Annotated in this window: 10 protein-coding genes, 2 tRNA genes and 1 rRNA gene; 9 read left to right on the forward strand and 4 right to left on the reverse strand. The window is 56.3% G+C overall.

The features are described 5' to 3' along the window. Positions 1 to 388: 388 nt before the first annotated feature. The 3 genes from HMPREF1323_RS06200 to ahpC all read right to left on the reverse strand — a co-directional run bounded on the left by HMPREF1323_RS06200 (position 389) and on the right by ahpC (position 5,634). The gene (locus HMPREF1323_RS06200) at positions 389 to 3,205 is read right to left on the reverse strand and encodes a TonB-dependent receptor (protein ID WP_009433266.1); all 2,817 of its coding nucleotides are present in this window, start codon (positions 3,203 to 3,205) and stop codon (positions 389 to 391) included. Between the two features lie 170 nt (positions 3,206 to 3,375). Continuing rightward, positions 3,376 to 4,920 carry an alkyl hydroperoxide reductase subunit F gene (ahpF, locus tag HMPREF1323_RS06205; RefSeq protein WP_009433279.1) on the reverse strand — a complete coding sequence of 515 codons (1,545 nt, stop codon included), beginning with the start codon at positions 4,918 to 4,920 and terminating at the stop codon, positions 3,376 to 3,378. Between the two features lie 147 nt (positions 4,921 to 5,067). Beyond that, positions 5,068 to 5,634 (reverse strand): alkyl hydroperoxide reductase subunit C, encoded by a 567-nt coding sequence (gene ahpC / locus HMPREF1323_RS06210; protein WP_009433242.1) that lies wholly within the window; start codon positions 5,632 to 5,634, stop codon positions 5,068 to 5,070. An 838-nt stretch (positions 5,635 to 6,472) separates the two neighbouring features. On the opposite strand from ahpC, the gene HMPREF1323_RS06215 reads away from it, so the two are divergent. The 5 genes from HMPREF1323_RS06215 to HMPREF1323_RS06235 all read left to right on the forward strand — a co-directional run bounded on the left by HMPREF1323_RS06215 (position 6,473) and on the right by HMPREF1323_RS06235 (position 14,062). Then, positions 6,473 to 6,724, forward strand: a complete 252-nt coding sequence (locus HMPREF1323_RS06215) for a type B 50S ribosomal protein L31 (protein WP_009433247.1) — start codon at positions 6,473 to 6,475, stop codon at positions 6,722 to 6,724. A gap of 250 nt (positions 6,725 to 6,974) precedes the next feature. Continuing rightward, positions 6,975 to 10,088 carry a carboxypeptidase-like regulatory domain-containing protein gene (locus HMPREF1323_RS06220; RefSeq protein ID WP_009433265.1) on the forward strand — a complete coding sequence of 1,038 codons (3,114 nt, stop codon included), beginning with the start codon at positions 6,975 to 6,977 and terminating at the stop codon, positions 10,086 to 10,088. 13 nt (positions 10,089 to 10,101) lie between these two features. Beyond that, entirely contained in the window at positions 10,102 to 11,673 is a 1,572-nt protein-coding gene (locus tag HMPREF1323_RS06225) for a RagB/SusD family nutrient uptake outer membrane protein (protein WP_009433275.1), read from the forward strand. A 35-nt stretch (positions 11,674 to 11,708) separates the two neighbouring features. Next, positions 11,709 to 12,758 (forward strand): substrate import-associated zinc metallohydrolase lipoprotein, encoded by a 1,050-nt coding sequence (locus HMPREF1323_RS06230; RefSeq protein WP_198004375.1) that lies wholly within the window; start codon positions 11,709 to 11,711, stop codon positions 12,756 to 12,758. After that, positions 12,755 to 14,062, forward strand: a complete 1,308-nt coding sequence (locus HMPREF1323_RS06235) for a DUF4302 domain-containing protein (RefSeq protein ID WP_009433245.1) — start codon at positions 12,755 to 12,757, stop codon at positions 14,060 to 14,062. The genes HMPREF1323_RS06230 and HMPREF1323_RS06235 overlap by 4 nt, the downstream gene beginning before the upstream one ends. A gap of 96 nt (positions 14,063 to 14,158) precedes the next feature. Here the strand turns inward: HMPREF1323_RS06235 and HMPREF1323_RS06240 are convergent, their stop codons facing one another. Further along, positions 14,159 to 15,193 carry a branched-chain amino acid aminotransferase gene (locus tag HMPREF1323_RS06240; RefSeq protein ID WP_009433246.1) on the reverse strand — a complete coding sequence of 345 codons (1,035 nt, stop codon included), beginning with the start codon at positions 15,191 to 15,193 and terminating at the stop codon, positions 14,159 to 14,161. A 564-nt stretch (positions 15,194 to 15,757) separates the two neighbouring features. Here HMPREF1323_RS06240 and HMPREF1323_RS06245 point away from each other — a divergent pair. The 4 genes from HMPREF1323_RS06245 to HMPREF1323_RS06260 all read left to right on the forward strand — a co-directional run. Then, positions 15,758 to 15,844: transfer RNA gene (locus tag HMPREF1323_RS06245), tRNA-Ser, on the forward strand. Between the two features lie 26 nt (positions 15,845 to 15,870). Beyond that, positions 15,871 to 15,943 (forward strand) — tRNA-Phe (locus tag HMPREF1323_RS06250). A 213-nt stretch (positions 15,944 to 16,156) separates the two neighbouring features. Further along, positions 16,157 to 17,083, forward strand: coding sequence for a LysR substrate-binding domain-containing protein (locus HMPREF1323_RS06255; RefSeq protein WP_009433256.1), 927 nt, complete (start codon positions 16,157 to 16,159; stop codon positions 17,081 to 17,083). A gap of 651 nt (positions 17,084 to 17,734) precedes the next feature. Beyond that, positions 17,735 to 17,923 (forward strand): 16S ribosomal RNA (locus HMPREF1323_RS06260); the annotation flags it as partial.

The following is a 17,923-nucleotide window of genomic DNA, read 5'->3' on the forward strand; positions in this document are numbered from 1 at the left end:
GGGAAAAGTGCTGTTCTTGCGAAGAAAAAAGCGCCTTCACGTAGTGCTTCCCTCTGTCTACGCACGTAGTCTTAAAGACCAGGCACGTAAATCCAAATATCCACGTACGTAGATATTAGAGCTACGTACGTAGCCCAAACTTTTCTGCCACTCGTCCATAAGTTTTATCCCTACGCGGAGCAACGGCCTAATAGAGGTCACTTCACAAAGCTATACGGAATCAGTCCAAAGCTATATAGCTCTACCCACGTACTCATATAGTGTAGCTCGCTTCACTATCGAGGTGCGTGGCAAAGAAATGTGGCGATGAGACCGAAGTCTCACCGCCACACATCACACACACTTGCATATACACTGAAAATACACGCTCTAATACACTACTCCTTTCTTAGAATGGGGGTGGTCCTGGAGGCCCCTGACGCTTCATGTCGCTCTTGCTACCACCACCGCTGAAGCTGTCGAAGCGGTAGATAAAGTGGAGCATAGCGTAGCGGCCGAGCGTGTTGGACTCTTCGATGGTGCTGGACATCGCCGTGATGCTCTGGTAGATGCTGCGGCGGCTATTCAAGAGGTCGTAGCCCTTGAGGCGGATGGTCGCCTTCTTCCCAGCGAGGAAGCTATAGGAGAGACCTGCGTTCAGCAGGACTTGATCCTGATTGTAGCCAGCGGCGTAGCCACGTGAGGTGGTGTAGGTTGCTTCACCCTCGAAGGCAAAGCCCAGCGGTAGGGTGATATTGGTCGTATAGCCGAGCGAGTAGTCCTTCGTCGCGGGAGTGACGGCTGATTCCAGCGTGTTGGAGGCGTTGTAGTAGCCGAAGCCTCCCTTGAGGGTCATATCGATGCCCGTGACGCGGTAGTTCAGACCGAGCTCCTCACGCAGGCGGAGGGAGAGGCTACGGTTCTTGTCACCATTGATATGGGTGTTGCTGCGAGCCAGGTCGTTGAAGGAAGCTACGCGGATGGAGAACTTCTTCCCAGGGAGGGTCTGCGTGAGGAAGCCACCGATACCTACCGAGGCATTGCCGTCTACGTTGGTATAGTCGATGGTGCGCTTACCCGTCGTGACGTCGTAGAGTGAGCGCTGGATGATATCATTCTGTACGACCTGAGCACGACCGAAGACGGAGAGCGACGTCTGCGTCTTCGTCCAGTACTTGCTGAAGCGCCCGAAGAGGTTGTGCTGGAAGCCTGGGAGCAGATCCTGATTCCCGACGTAGGAGATGAGGGGATTCGTCACATCCTGTACGGGGGCGAGCTGCTCGTTGGTAGGAGCAAAGCTACGGCCGAAGTAGTCGAGGCGAAGCTCCGTGCCACGCTGAGGCTTGTAGCTCATACGCAGGGTAGGGGAGAAGTTCAGCGTCGTGCGGGAGATAGGCGTAGCCGTGATACCACCGACGACGGAGTGGCTGCTGATGCTCGATGACTCGAGGTTGACCCCAGCGGTCACATCGTAGGTCTTGCCCTTTTTCTTCAGTGCGATACCTGCCTGATGCGTGAGGTACTCTGAGCGGAATTCATTGCTGTACGTCGCATTGTGCACCGTGTAGGCTCCCGTAGCGTCGGGGTCGAAGGCGTCGCGTGAGCTATTGCTCTGTGAGCCCTTGATCTGGTAGGTGAGCTGCGTGAAGTAGCCCTTGCCGAGAGGCTCTACCCAGCCGAGGCGTGCCTGATAACTGGTGCTACGCGTACGGCTGTCGATGCGCTGGTCGACGGACTGATTCGTCGTCGAGGTGCGGTCGAAGAGGTTGTAGAGGTACTTCCCCTCGCCCGTCTCATCTTCGATACCGAAGCGCGTGGAGAGCGTGAGGGTACGCCCTGCGGTACTTAGGCGACGGCTACCATCGAGGCGCAGTGTCCCGTTGATATTCTTCTGTAGGGTGTTCTGCGTGAGATCGCTGGAGTTGATCAGCGTGCTCGTAGCATCCTCGAGGGTCTTCGTCGTGGAGGTGTAGGTGCCTTGACTGCGGCCGTAGCGGAGCTCGGGGGAGACGATGATCTCCGTCAGGCTGTCGGGCTTCCACTCCATACGGATGTTCGCTCCGTAGGAGTCCTTGTCACTACGCTCCGTGCTCTTCCCCGTCTCCGTCGTCGAGCCCGTGGAGAGGTAGTTCTGCTGCCAGCTGTCCGTGATCTTATTGGTGGTATTGCGACCGCCGAGGGCGTTGGCATTGAGCTGGAGCTTCGAGGAGAGCGTCTGATTGAGGTTGCCGCCGAGCATTCTCGAGGTCAGGATACCGTTGGCATCACGGCGGGGCATACCGCCACCACCTCTGTTGCCACGGCGACCAGCGCCCATACCCATCATGAAGCCGAGCTGATTGCCGTCTTGGCTGATGTCGGTGAAGCCAGCGTTGTTCGTATTGTTGAGACTTCCGATGATGGAGAACTGATTGTCGTCAGCGAAGCGGCTGAGGGTTAGGTTCGCTTCGTAGCGCTTGCTCGTACCAGCACCAGCGTAGGCCGTACCGAAGAGTCCCTTCTTCTTCCCCGCCTTGATGGTGAGGTTGATGACGGTCTCTTCATTGCCGTCGGAGAAGCCTGAGAGGCGGGCGGACTCACTATCGCGGTCGAGGACCTGTACCTTCTCGACGACTTCGGCGGGGAGGTTGTTGGCTGCTACCTTCGGGTCACCCTCGAAGAAGCGCTTGCCGTCGACCATGATCTGCTTGACGGTCTTCCCGTTGATGGTGATATTGCCATTCTCATCGATGCTGGCTCCAGGGAGCTTCTTGATGAGGTCAGCGACGACCGCCCCTTGGTTCGTGGTGAAGTTGCCAGCGTGGAATTCGATCGTGTCGCCCTTGATGACGACGTCGCTGGTCTTCCCGACGACCTTCACACCTTCGAGGACTTCACCCTCAGCTTGGAGGGTGATGGTGGGCAGCGTGAGAGACTGCTTCTCGAGACGGATGGGGGTGGTGTGGGTCTTGTACCCGACGAAGGAGACGCGTAGCGTGTAGCTCCCACCGGCGATTCCCTTGAGGCGGAAGGCGCCATCCTTGGCGGTGATGGCACCCGTCTTGAGCTTACCGTCACTCTGGAGGAGGCTCACGCTGGCGCCGAGGAGTGCTTCACTCTTTTCGTCGAGGACACGGCCCGTGATCGTGTATAATGAGTCCTGAGCGCGCAGGCCTGCAGGCAGGCCAAGCAGCAAGAGCAGGAGGCTCATAAGGCCGATGATGGAGCGGCTACGGAGTCTATTCATAAATGCTGTATTCTTGAGTTCGCTTTCTCTCTTAGAGTACGAGCTGGAGGGCGCGTTTAATCGCAGCGTAAATTTTTTGAAAAGGACTTGTAGATCCCCCCAAAAGCAGTGCAGGCCCCCGCTCCAGAGAGCGAGGGCCTGCGGCATTATGGACTAAAGATAGGGTGGGGTTACTTCGCCGAGCGGATGCGGTCGTCAAAGGCGGTCAGTGCAGCCTTTGCGCCTTCGCCCATAGCGATGACGATCTGCTTATAGGGCACCGTCGTGCAGTCACCAGCAGCATAGATGCCGGGGACAGAGGTACGGCAGCGCTCGTCGATGACGATCTCGCCACGGCGCAGCTCGACCAGCTCCTCGAAGGGCTTGGTGTTAGCCGCGAGACCGATCTGTACGAAGAGGCCATCGAGGGCGATCGTCTCTTCGTCGCCGCCATCACGTGGAGCGATGGTGAGGCCCGTGACCTTCGTGCCATCACCGAGGACGGCCTTCGTAGCTACGGCCTTGCGTACGGTGACGTTGGGCAGCGTAGCGAGCTTCTCCTGCAGGACGATGTCGGCACGCAGGGTGTCCATATACTCGAGGACGACGACGCTGCGGCAGATACCAGCCAGGTCGATAGCTGCCTCGATACCGGAGTTCCCACCGCCGATGACAGCGATGTCCTTGTCCTTGAAGAAGGGACCATCACAGTGGGGGCAGAAGGCGACACCACGACCGATATATTCGGCTTCGCCAGGGACGCCGAGCTTACGCCAAGAGGCACCCGTGGCGAGGATGACCTGAGCGGCGGAGAGCTCTTCGCCGAGGTTCGTCTTCACCAGCTTCGTCTCACCATCGATGACGGCTTCGACGCGGCGGTTGTCGAGGAGGTCGATATGATAGATCTCCGCATGCTTGCGCAGGTCAGCAGCGAGCTGCGTACCCGTGGTGGCGCTGACGGAGGGGATGTTTTCGATACCCGTAGTCTCGTTCACCTGACCACCGATGCGCTCAGCGACGACGGCGACATGGAGACCCTTACGTGCGGAGTAGATAGCCGAAGCGATACCCGATGGACCGCCACCGACGACGATGAGGTCATAGCTACGGCGGATAGGCTCAGCGGAGACGGGCTCGGCGCCGATCTTCTCTTCGAGGGCGGCGAGGAGGTCACCGAGGGAAGCCTTACCGATATGTACGAGCGTGTCGCCAGCGTAGACGGCGGGGACAGAGCTGATGTTGCGGGCGTTCACTTCGTCCTGGAAGAGTGCGCCGTCGACCATCTCGTGCTCGAGGTCTTCGTTGTAGAGTGCCATGACGTTCAGCGCCTGGACGACTTCGGGGCAGTTGGTACAGCTGAGCGAAGCGTAGGTCGTGAGGCGCAGAGGCGTCTTCAGCGCAGCGATACGGCGGATGAAGACCTCTTCGGGGAGGTTCTTGCCCTGGCCGTCAGCGTTGAGGACGGCGAGGATGAGGGAGGTGAACTCGTGACCGCCAGGGATAGCGCGGAAGGAGATGCCCGTAGCCTGCCCATCACGGAGGATGCTGAGGCGAAGGACGTCAGCGGGACGTACCTCAGCGGAGATCTGGGGACTGGTGCTGGCGAAGTCGCGTGCCATCGTGGCGAGCTCTTCGCTCTTGGCGTCGCCTGCGTTGTCGACGACGAGGGTATACTGGTGCTTCAGGTTAGCGAAGAGACCCTGAAGCTGAGTGATGATATTCTGATCGAGCTGCATAAGAGTAAGTCGAATGAGTGAGGACGTATATAATGGTATAGATGAAGCACGGGGGAGGTAGAGTCGTGCAGACTCTACCTCCCCCGTTTTGTGTTGAGCCCTTGCCTTCGTGAAGGTAAGACCTTCGGCTGGGGGTAGAGGTGCTTCTTAGAGCTTACCGACGAGGTCGATGCTGGGGGTCAGCGTAGCGTCGCCTTCCTTCCACTTAGCGGGGCAGACCTGGCCTGGGTGTTCGTAGACGAACTTAGCAGCCTTGACCTTGCGGAGGAGTTCGCTTGCGTCACGACCGATACCGTTGTCGTGGATCTCAGCGATCTTCAGCTCGCCACCGGGGTTGAAGAGGAAGGTGCCACGGTAGGCCTGACCAGACTCTTCGCCGAGGACGCCGAGGGCAGCCGACAGCTCGAAGGTCATGTCAGCGAGCATCGTGTACTCGATCTTGCGGATCGTATCGGTAGCGTCAGCCCATGCCTTGTGGACGAAGTGAGAGTCGGTGCTGACGGAGTAGATATCTACGCCGAGAGCCTGGAACTCAGCATAGTGGTCTGCGAGGTCAGCAAGTTCGGTGGGGCAAACGAAGGTGAAGTCACCAGGGTAGAAGAAGAGGATGCTCCACTTGCCCTTGAGGTCTTCGTTAGAAACTTGGATGAAACCCTTGTCCTTGCGGTAAGCGTTAACCTTGAACTCGGGGAGCTGGCTGTTGATGTAACACATAATCTATAACTGAATTTCTTGAAAGTGTGATGAAGTGCACCACGGGGGGTGCTCTCGATTTGTGATGCAAAGGTAGGGCAACCTTTTACAGCCTCCAATTTGTGCCATATATACCGATATAAATAGCGTATATAATTCTCTATTGCACCCTGCTCAGATGCATGGTGATACCACTCCGTATTCGGTGGTTTCCTGCACCTATATTGGTCGCTGAGCTGACCTATATAGATTGACGCGCCTACCAATATAGGTCATGATGACGACCTATATTTTGTTGTTGCTCCACGTATGGATAAAAAGTAGTGGACGAGTAGCAGATAAGTTTGGACTACGTACGTGGCTCTAATATCTACGTACGTGGATATTTGGACTGACGTGCCTGGTCTTTAAGACTACGTACATAGACAGCGGAAAACCACTGCGTGAAGGTGCTTTTTTCTTCGCGAGAACGATGCTTTTCCCTCCACTGGATAAGAGGAATACGCGCGATAAGGCGAAGGGCTTGCCTGATCTCTTCGGAGAGGGATATCGTGGGACTGGGCGTGCGATGCCTTAGCACTCTAAGATAGAGGGCCGGACTCTATGCAGCAGTTTTATATTATGGAGTGGCCCTTCTCCGTGGCTCGTCGTGCACCTCATTGAGGTGGTGTGAGCGGGGTGATGAATGTGGGCTCCAGACGCGTCTTTAGAGGGGTAATTGACTGTGCTATGGGCGGGTGGGGTAGGAGATACAATAAATTATGTCTATATTTGCAGTCCATTAGCGCTCCTACGGTTACCAACCCAGCAGCTTCGGCTGCAGCGATAAAGTAGAACAAATTATAACGTTATAACGATAATGAAGAAAGGAATTCATCCTGAGAACTACCGTCCTGTAGTATTTAAGGACATGTCTAACGAAGACATTTTCATCACGCGCTCGACGATGCCCGCTAAGGAAACGATCGTCGTAGACGGAGTAGAGTACCCTCTGATCAAGGTGGAAATCTCCAGCACGTCGCACCCCTTCTTTACTGGTAAGGCTAAGCTCGTCGACACGGCTGGTCGTGTGGACAAGTTCATGAGCCGCTACGGCAACCGCAAGAAGTAGTCGTCGACTCGGACAAAGCTCTCGCTGGTGACGTGAAGTACAAGCGTCCCCAAGAGTGCCCAAAATACAAGAGGTCATCTCCCTGCAACGGGGAGATGACCTCTCTTCTTATCTATCTGTGCTTAGGATGGATAGCTTGTGCGGGGGAGTGCCTCTTGAGAGATGATTAAGTCATTCAGTATGATACCCCTCCTGTGTATCATAAAAATGTTATCTTCGTAATCACAAATAGATATCAAAGCTAGAGTATATGAAGACAAGACTCTCAGCGTTGGCCCTTGCACTCCTCCTGGGTGGAGGTATGGCCTCAGCGCAGAAAATCTTGGTCACAGGGCGCGTCACCAATGCTTCGAATGCGGTGCTCCCTAAAGTCCAAGTCGTCGTAAAGGAGACTGGTCGCAGCATGACAACTACCGAGCAAGGACTCTACGTCATCGAGCTCGAGTCGGGCCAGACCCTTCAGTTCATCCTCAACGGTAAGATCCTCAAGACTATCGTGGCGAATCAGCCACAGGTGGATGTAGAGCTCCCAGTGCAAGCCTCAGAGCAGGGGAAGCCTAAGGCCGACACCACCGCTACGCACTCGGGCGACGGGAAGGACGATGTGATCCTCTCGACCTCGAGCCGTGGGGCTACCTCGATCACGGGGAAGGCTCGCCCACTGTGGGTGCTCAATGGCGTCGTCCTCGGTAGCGACTACGGTAGCCTGGAGTCCTTCGCTGGGGCAGACCCCAAGCAGGTCGCCGCAGGTCTCGTGCCAGGTCTGAGTGCTGAGAATATCGCCTCGGTACGTATCCTTACCACCTCTTCGGAGACCTCGAGCTACGGCCCACGCGGTATCGCTGGGGTCGTAGAGATCACGACGAAGTCTGGCTCTGCTGGTGTCTCTTCCCTTAGCTATCGAGGGGAATATATCTACCGCCCCATCCCCACGTACAACGACCTGAACGTGATGAACTCCCAGCAGCACGTGGCCCTCATCCAGGACCTGCTCGACGGGGGTATGTATCCGATCCACACGCTGGAGACGTCTAAGGACCAGGGGCTCATCGGCCGCATGTACCAGCTCTTCAACGAGCTTGACGAATCGGGTAAGCCCCGTCTGTCCAACGATGAGGCCTCACGTCTGGCTTACTTCCGCGCCGCTGAGCGTGCGAATACCAACTGGTTCAAGCAGCTCTACCGCAATACCATCGTCCACAACCATACGCTGAGCTTCAACGGCGGAACGAATAAGACGAACCTCTTCGCCTCGCTCACCGCTCGCGTCGACCCAGGGTGGACCATCGGCAGCCGCGCCAATACCTATTCGGGTAGTATGAGTGCTGACTACAAGCTCCTGCCTACGCTGAAGATCGGGCTGAATATCATCGGGGAGTACAATACCTCCGAAGAGCCTGCTACCTCAGCGGTCAAGTACGCCAATACGACGAGCCGCGCACTGCTCCCCACAGAGAGCTATACGAAGGACTACGTCTCCTACAATATCTTCGACGAGCTCCGTGAGAGCCGCCGCACCCGCACTCAGGGTTATCTCGGTATCCAGGGTACTGCTACGTGGGATATCCTCAAGCAGCTGCGTGCAACCTTCGTCACCGACGTCAAGTACACCAATACGGTGACCTTCCTCGATAACACCGAGCACTCCGTCTTGGCCCGTAGCATGCGCGCCATGCAGACGACCAACGTACGTAACAACAATAAGAACCTGCGTACCGACCCCAACGACCCCTACGCACTTCCCTACTCCGTACTCCCCGAGGGCGGTATCCGTGAGAGCCGCGTCGTACAGAACTATGTGAATAGCTTCAAGTTCGACCTCGACTATCACCAGACCTTCGGCAAGCACAACGTCCTCGCTGCTGCGGGTATGGAGCTCAATCAGGGGAACGTCCAGAACAACTGGAACATCAACTACGGTGTCCTCTACGACCTGGGCTATCACTCCTACTACCTCCCCGACGCTATCCAGCGCCTCTATGAGCAGGGGAAGGACTACTACACCATCCGCAACAAGGTCAATAACAACCTCGGATTCCTCACCCGTGCCAGCTATACCTACGATGACCGCTACTCCATCGACGCTCTGCTGCGCTTCGACGCCAGCAACCGCTTCGGTCCCTCGCGCTATGTCCGCTGGCTCCCCACGTGGAATGTGGAGCTGACTTGGGGTGTCGATCGTGAGAACTTCTTCCGTCATCTGAAGCCGCTCTCCTCGATGCGCCTGAAGACTTACGTCGGGCTTGTCGCGGACAACCCCTCCGTCACCAACTCCCTCGAGGAGATCTATCCCAATATCCCCTGGCGTCCCAGCTCGAAGGAAATCGCTCTGGCGTATAGTGAACTCGCTAACCACGACTTGACCTACGAGAAGACGATGACCTACGGTGCACGCCTCGGCTTCGGCCTCTTCAAGGGCCGTATCTCAGCTGAGATCGATGCTTACCGCCGTCGTAGCTATGACCTCGTCGGTCCTATCTACACGCAGTCGCTCGGTGGTGTCGCACAGAAGAATGGTAACGTCGCGGAGCTGAAGTCCTCGGGTCTGCAGTTCACCCTCTCGACGGTGAACTTCAAGACGAAGACCTTCAGCTGGACGACGGGCTTCTCTTACCTCCACAAGACGAATAAGATCACCTCGCTCCTGAGTAGCCCCACGGTCCGTACGATGGTCTCGGGCTCTGGCTTCTCCTACGAAGGCTATCCGCTCTCCTCCGTCTTCTCCATCCCCTTCCTCGGTCTGACGAACGAAGGTATGCCTCGCTTCTACAACGAGCGTGGGGTAGAGACGCTCGGCGACTTCAACTTCTCGAGCAGCAATATCGAGTTCCTCAAGTACAGCGGTACGCTTGACCCAACGGATGTCGGTACGCTGACCAATACCTTCCGCTATAAGAACTTCACCCTCTCGGCGAATATCAACTATGAGTTCGGCGCTGTGACGCGTCTGCGTAGCATCTCCAACACGGATGACTACTCAGCCTTCCCACGTGAGCTGACTCAGCGCTGGAAGAAGCCTGGTGACGAGGCCCACACGGATATCCCTCGTATCCCCACCAGCTACGCCTTCGACCAGTACGGAGCGGACAACCTCATCAACGGCTTCTATGCCTACAGTGCCTCCACGGCGCGTATCGTCAGCACTGACCACGTACGCCTCAAGGAGATCTCTATGGAGTACACGGTCTCGAAGACCCTCCTGCGCCGCACGCCGCTGAAGAACCTCGCGGTGAAGCTGCAGGCTCAGAACCTTATGCTCCTCTACTCGGATGCTCGTCTGCGTGGCGATGACCCTGCTTATATGTACAGCTCTTCGGTCACCGCTCCTAAGAAGCTCATCCTCACCCTGCGTGTCGGACTCTAAGCGAGATACTATTATGATGAATAGACTCTTCGTGCCCCTCGTGGCCCTCGTGGCTCCCCTCGTCCTCGGATCTTGCAACAAGCTCCTCGATGAGCTACCCGACGAACGTGTGCAGCTTGATACTCCTGAGAAGATCCGCCTGGCACTCTCCAACGCTTATCCTATCACCTCCTTCGCCTACGCCTGCGAGATGTCCACGGATAATGTCGATGACTACGGGACGGACAACCCGAACTTCACGAAGTTCACCTACGACCTCGTCTACTGGAATGATGGCCCTGAGTACAACCAGTCCGATGGTATGCGTGCCCTGTGGCGTGCTCACTACCTCGCTATCCAGCACGCCAATGCAGCGCTGGAGGCTATCAATAAGCTCGGTGGAGGTGCAGAGCTCAATCCCCACAAGGGTGAGGCGCTCGTAGCTCGTGCGTACTCGCACTTCGTCTTGGTGAACCTCTTCGGTAAGCACTACAATACCTCTACCAGCTCCACCGACTTAGGCGTCCCCTATATGACGGCCCCTGAAGTGACGCTGAACCCCCAGTACACGCGTAACACCGTCGCTGAGGTCTATGCGGCTATCGACAAGGACCTCACCGAAGGGCTTCCCCTCATCTCGGATAGCTACTACAAGCAGAAGGCCTACCACTTCAATAAGGCCGCTGCCGAAGCGTTCGCCGCTCGCTTCTACCTCTTCTATGAGCAGTGGGACAAGGCGATCGAGCACGCTACGAAGGCGCTCGACGGGAAGGCGCCCCGCCGCTGGTCAGACTTCCAGGTCGCCAGCATCGTCGGTGCTAAGACGGAGGATGCTTACGCTAAGCTCTTCACTCGTGAGGCGGTCACGGCGAACTTCCTCCTACAGCCCGTCGCCTCCAATGCGGTCGACTACTTCTCCTACGCTCAGCTGAAGCGCTTCTCTATGACGCACCGCACGGCTGAAGAAGTCTTCATCGGGGAGAATATCTGGCGCAGCTCCACTACACCGCAGGCCGACTACTGGCAGGTACCCTTCGTGTCGTCCTCGTACAACTACCGCGACGTCATCAACCAGTCGAAGTATCCCTACTACGCAAGTAAGAAGGGTAGCACGCTCGTCGTGCCCTTCACCGCCGAAGAGACCCTCCTGGTACGTGCCGAAGCTGAGATCATCAAAAAGCAGTACGATGCTGCTGTCACCGACCTCAACACGTGGACGGCTGCCTACCTCAATACGACCAAGAATACCTTCACGAAGGATGAGATCATCGCCTTCTATAAGGCTCTGGACTATAACTCCGCCACAGCTCCTACGATGAAGAAGAAGCTGAATCCCTCCTTCACCCTCGATGGGGGCGAAGAGCAGGAGATGCTCCTTCACCACCTCCTGCAGTGCCGCCGTGTAGCTACGGCTCACGAAGGGCTGCGCTGGTTCGACATCCGCCGCTATGGCATCGAGGTCTACCGCTTCGTCCACGACACGAAGGACCGCGCGAAGTACACCGTAGCTAAGACCCTCACCTCGGGCGATGAACATACGACCTTCCAGATCCCGCAGAACGTCCGCAACGCTGGCCTCGAAGCTACTCCCCGCACAAGTAACTAATCCTCAAGCTCGCCTCATCGCGCCACACTATGAATATGACTCTAAGGAAAGCCTCCCTGTGGGCCCTTGCTGCTCTCACGATGGCCCTCGGCAGCTGCCGCAAAGTGGATGCAGATATTAGCTCGACCTCCGTACTCAATGCCTCTGCGAACCGCACGGCAATGGACGAGTACATCGAGCGTGAAGTCACCTCTCCCTACAACATCCAGATCTACTATCGCTATACCGAGAGTGAGATCGGCCGTAACTGGGTGACCTCCCCCGCCAACGAGTACAACAGCCTCCAGTTCGTCAACGTCCTCAAGTACCTCTTCCTCGAGCCCTATACTGAGGTGATGGGGGTGGACTTTGTACGCCGCTTCACGCCACAGGCCTTCGTGCTCACGGGGCTCTTGGCCTACAACCCACCGCCCAGCAACTCGAATACGCGTGCTTCGACGGTCAATGGGGTCAAGATCATCTTTATGAACATCAATAGCTTCGACTTCCCTTCGCTCAAGCAGTACTACCATACGCTGGATAGTCTGAAGACTGTGCTGGAGACCGATACCTCCGTGCAGGCAGAGTATGATCAGTGGAAGACTTGGCTGGATGGACAGAACTCCACCTACCTCGAGCGCCTGAAGGACGTCTACCTCCGTACGATGTACCACGAGGCAGCGCATACCTTCCACCAGAGAGTCGAGCCTACGACGGACTTCGACAAGATCACCTCGCTCGACTACCGTCAGGCCGACTGGATCTCCGGCTGGACGCGTGAAGGGAAGAAGTCCATCGAGTATGGCTTCATCACCAACTACGCCAGCCAGGAGCCTCATGAAGACTTCGCTGAGCTCTTCGGGAACTATGTCATCCTCAGTGCCGATGAGTGGGAAGCCAAGCTCGTCTCTGCTGACGTGATCCCCGCAGGACGCACCCGCTCGGGTCGCTCCATCATCGAGGAGAAGATCCGTATCATCAAGGACTATATGCTCACGACCTGGGGGCTCGATATGGATAAGCTCCGTGCTCAGCTGCACGCTCGCTATCCCAACTTCGCTCGTCAGGACTTCACTACAATGACCTCATCCACGACACAGCAATGAACTATACGAAGATCTTCGCCCTCGCTACGGGCGCTCTCCTTTGGATGAGCTCTTGCACCAGCTCCAGCGACCTTGATAAGCTCCCCGGAGCAGCCGTCCGCACCCAGCAGGCGATCAGTGAGACGGTCTCCAAGCTCGAGGGGCACGATGGCTACTGGCGCCTCACTTACTACCCCGACACGAAGCGTGCCTACGGGGGCTACTCGATGTATGTCCAGTTCAAGGACGGTCGTGTCACGGCGCTCTCCGAGCTCTCGACGACCTCTACGAACTCAACCTATTCGGTGAAGAACATCGATATGCCGACGCTTGCCTTCGATACGCGTAGCAATGTCCTCCACCACTTCATCACCTCTACTGAGTACTTCCGTAATGCGCGTGGCGGTGACTTCGAGCTCCTCCTGATGGGGCAGCGTGGCGACAGCATCCTCCTGCAGGGTCGCAAGTACCGCAATCAGATGAGCCTCGTCCCGATGACGACAGACCCTGCGACAGAGATCGCAGCGCTGCAGGCCATGGCTACGAAGTTCCAGGGGAAGAACTTTGCTCCCGTCTCGATCGGTACGGCTGGCTCGGTATCCTTCCGCCTGAATCCCACCTACCGCCAGCTGGAGTACACATCCACGAGCGGAGAGACTACGACCACGCAGAAGATGGCCTTTGCCTACACGACCGAGGGCCTTCGCTTCTACGAGCCGATCACCATCGGTGGGGTCACGCTCTCGGGCTTCCGCCTCAGCAGTGACGGCACGAGCGTCACCTCTATCGAGGGGGATGTCACCACGACGGTGGTCTCGCTCCCTATTGATCTCGTGAATAAGAGCTATGTCGCTTACTTCAAGGCCGACTCGGCTGCGGATGACTTAGTCTCCTTCTTCACGCGTGTCAATAATACCCTCTACCGCAATCGCAAGGCTCGCATGTCGGCTCGCACCTACTTCGGTGTGAATACCGCAGCCGACCAGACGGCAGGCCTTGTGGGGAATGATACGAAGGTCGCTGGCTTCCTCACGATGCCCATCTATGAGCAGACCAACGGTAGCTACACGCGCCTCTCCTATGAGGTGGACTTCGTCCCTGTTGGCAGCGACCCCACGCAGGTCGATATCATCGCTCGCGACGGGAATGAGTCGACGTGGTGGTACTGGTATGCCTCGGCTGCTGAGTATTGGGTGAGCCGCCTCGCTACGCGTGCGCCCTACACCGTCGAGACGCTGACGGACGCTGCAGGTACTACCTACTACAAGCTCACCAGCGTGAAGTACGCTGATAAGGCGTGGTTCTACCTCTACGAGGTCCAGTAACCCGCTCTATCTAGTAGATATATACGAAGACCGCCCGAAGCACGCTGAGAGCTTCGGGCGGTCTTTTTATGTGCTTACGCGTGGAGTGCGTCGAGCTTAGAGGTCCTCGTAGAGGCGTACCCAACCGTGGTTGTCGGGATAGTCGCCGTACTGGATCGCTCTCAGGCGTTCGTAGAGGGCGGTGCAGATAGGACCAGGGTTGCCGTCCTTGCTGATGACGTAGCTCTTGTCTTCGTCGAGGTCATCTACGCGCAGGATCGGGCTGATGACAGCTGCCGTACCGCAGGCACCTGCTTCGTCGAAGGTAGCGAGCTCCTCGACATGGACGGGGCGGCATTCGACCGTGAGGCCCATATCTTCGGCCAGCTGCATGAGGCTCTTGTTCGTGATCGAGGGCAGGATCGAAGGGCTCTTAGGAGTGATGTAGCTCTTGCCACGGATCCCGAAGAAGTTCGCAGGCCCGCACTCATCGATGTAGAGCTTCTCCTTAGCATCGAGGTAGATGACGGCTGAGTAGCCCTTGTCGTGGGCGAGGACGCCCGAGCGAAGGCTGGCGGCATAGTTCCCCCCGACCTTGTACTGCCCAGTCCCGAGGGGTGCAGCACGGTCGTAGCCACGCATGATCGCCATGGGGCTGGGGCGGAAGCCCGACTTGAAGTAAGCACCTACGGGCGTGACGAACATGAGGAACATGTATTCGCTCGCGGGGCTGACGCCGACCTGCTTACCGAGCCCGATCATCAGGGGACGGATATAGAGCGATGCGCCGCTCTCATAGGGGGGGATGAAGTCCTTATTGAGGTGGAGGACCATATCGAGGGCTTCGAGGAAGCGCTCGGTGGGCAGCTCGGGCATCAGGATGCCTCGGCTGGTGTGCTGCATGCGGGCGGCGTTCTCCTCAGGGCGGAAGACGCGTACCTTACCATCCTTCCCGCGGAAGGCCTTCAGACCTTCGAAGGACTCCTGCCCGTAGTGAAGGCAGGTCGAGGCCATGGGGATGGTGATCATGTCTGAGGAGGATACTTCCCATTCGCCCCACTGGCCATTGCGATAGTAGCAACGTACATTATAGTCTGTGGGGTGGTAGCCGAACCCGAGGTTCTTCCAGTCCAGCTGTTGTCCGCTTTCCATTGTAGTTCTTTTTAGAGGTGGTCGATTATTCGAAATCTCATTGGGCTCTCTAAGCGGGGAGCCACAGGCAAAGATAGAGAAAAGTGCTTATCTCCGATAGTAAGCCCTTTGCCCGCTCTTCTCCTACCTATATGATAGAGGGATAGGGGAGTGAGAATGCCCCCTCCTTCCTCGTATAGAGTCGTGCTGCGCCCCTCGGGAGAAAAAGTCTTGACTACTACGGAATAAACCCGCCGACCTCTACTCCAATAAGCTCATCCACGTGCGTAGTCCTAATATCTACGCGCGTGGTCCTATCGATTCTCGTGCCTGGATTTAATGTCCACGTACCTGGATCAAGGAATACCACCGCTCGACGCATCTTCTCTGTCTATGGCTTCGGTAGCTTTTCTTCTCATCTCGCGAAGAATAGCACTATACGGATAGGGTTGCTTTATGCATTGAAACAAAGGTGAATGTCAGCCGATCTGTAGTGGGATCTTTCGCCCAATCGTTGGGGAAATTTGGTAGTATGAAAGATGTGTACTATCTTTGCACTGCAATTCGAGAGCTACGAAGCGACAAGGAAGTGTGGGTGAGTGGCTGAAACCAGCAGTTTGCTAAACTGCCGTACGGGCAACCGTACCACGAGTTCGAATCTCGTCGCTTCCGCTGTTAGAGTTGCTAAGACTTATGATGGTGCCATAGCTCAGTTGGTAGAGCAAAGGACTGAAAATCCTTGTGTCCCCGGTTCGATTCCTGGTGGCACCACAAAGAAGAAGAGAGGTATTGCGGCGCAGTAGCGTGTGATACCTCTCTTTTCATTTCCTCCCCAAAGTGCTTATGATTTCATCTTGCTGTTTGCTGCTTCTCTGATGAGTGGTGGTAGGCTTCCGTGTATTGTGGACCTTCTCCCCCTGATTTATCTGTATCTTTGTGGAAACGACAAGGGGGGCATAGCTCCCCGCTAATATCCCGTCTCTTATGAATATACAGCAGCTCGAGTATATACAGGCCTTGGATAAGTTCCGCCACTTTGGGCGGGCCGCCGACTTTTGTCAAGTCACCCAGCCGACGCTCAGCACGATGATCCAGAAGCTCGAGGATGAACTCGGGGTCAAGATCTTTGACCGTAGCCACCAGCCCATCATCCCGACCGCAGTCGGACGTCGCATTCTCGATCAAGCTGCTGTCATCCTCCTGCAGGTCGCACAGGTCAAGGAGGTCATTCGCGAGGAGCAAGAGGCACTCACGGGGGCGCTTCGCCTCGGTGTCTTGCCGACTATCGCACCCTATCTCCTGCCACTCGTCCTGCCGCTGCTGCGCAAGCATCTTCCTGATCTGAAGATCACGATCACGGAGCTCAAGACCAGCGAGTGCGTCGCCAGCCTGCTCTCGGGGCAGATCGATGTCGCGCTGATCGCCTCAGCATCGGAAGATGAGTTGCTTGTCGATCGTCAGCTCTTCTTCGAGGAATTCCTCGGCTATGTGCCTCGTCGCTCCGAGCTCTTTGAGGAGACGTCGATCCGCTCGGCCGAAGTCGGACGCTACCAACTTTGGCTCTTGGACGAAGGGCACTGCTTCCGTGACCAGCTCGTGAAGTTCTGTCACTTGAAGAATGCTCCCAATCAGCGCTTCAGTTACAGCCGTGGGAGTCTGGAGACCTTTATGCATTTCGTCGAGCAGGGCAATGGCGTGACGTTTGTACCTGAGCTGGCGACTAAGACGCTGAGTGCCGAGCAGAGCGAGCTTATTCGCCCCTTTGCGCTACCTCGTCCTGCGCGCTGTGTCACGCTGGTGCATCACCGCGACTATGTGCGTCACACCGTCGTCGACCGCTTGAGTGAGGTGATCTGCCAAGCCGTCCCCAAGGAGATGCTTCGTCTCCGCCCTGGGCAAGACCTCGTCTAAGCGAAGCCAAGTCCCACCCTATACAAGCAGGGAGCATACAGCCGATGTGCTGTGTGCTCCCTGCTTTTTGTCTGCGGGTGCATCTATATGTGAGGGTGGTGTGAACCTATATAGGTCGTCGGGTTGACCTATATAGGTTGCTTCTCAGACCAGTATAGGTCGTCACGCGGACCTATATAGGTCGGCTCACTGACCAATATAGGTCGCTATCCCTATCCGTAGAGATCGGTGGATGAAGGCCTCGCAGTGTATGCTCCGTCCTCTGCTTAGGTGTGGGGTGAAGTGTATTGGGAGGAAGAATATCTCACCTGCTTCGTGGTATGATTATATATAATGTACGCGCGCGAAGTGGTCGGGAAATTGCCTTGTCGTCGCATGAATTTGCGTGCTTATTTGGAAGTTTGGGTGATTTTTCCTACCTTTGCACTCGCAAAAGAAACGAACGGCCTTGCGGCGACGCGGGGTGTTTGACTTTAAGAGATCTTTGAGATAATTGATATTGACAAACAGAAGTGTAGTAACAAACGTTTAGGGAAAAGAAGACCTAACCGTCAATTACGACCTTTACTTAGGTAGAGATACACTAATAAATCTGAAGCAAGAATCATTTTTAGAGCAAGACAAACAGAACAAAGTACAATAAAAATATTGACAATGAAGAGTTTGATCCTGGCTCAGGATGAACGCTAGCGATAGGCTTAACACATGCAAGTCGAGGGGCAGCATGGTCTTAGCTTGCTAAGACTGATGGCGACCGGCGCACGGGTGCGTAACGCGTATGCAACTTGCCTCACAGAGGGGGATAACCCGTCGAAAGACGGACTAATACCGCGTACACTC

This window comes from Porphyromonas sp. oral taxon 279 str. F0450 (genome assembly GCF_000292995.1).
GTDB classification, from domain to species: domain Bacteria; phylum Bacteroidota; class Bacteroidia; order Bacteroidales; family Porphyromonadaceae; genus Porphyromonas; species Porphyromonas pasteri.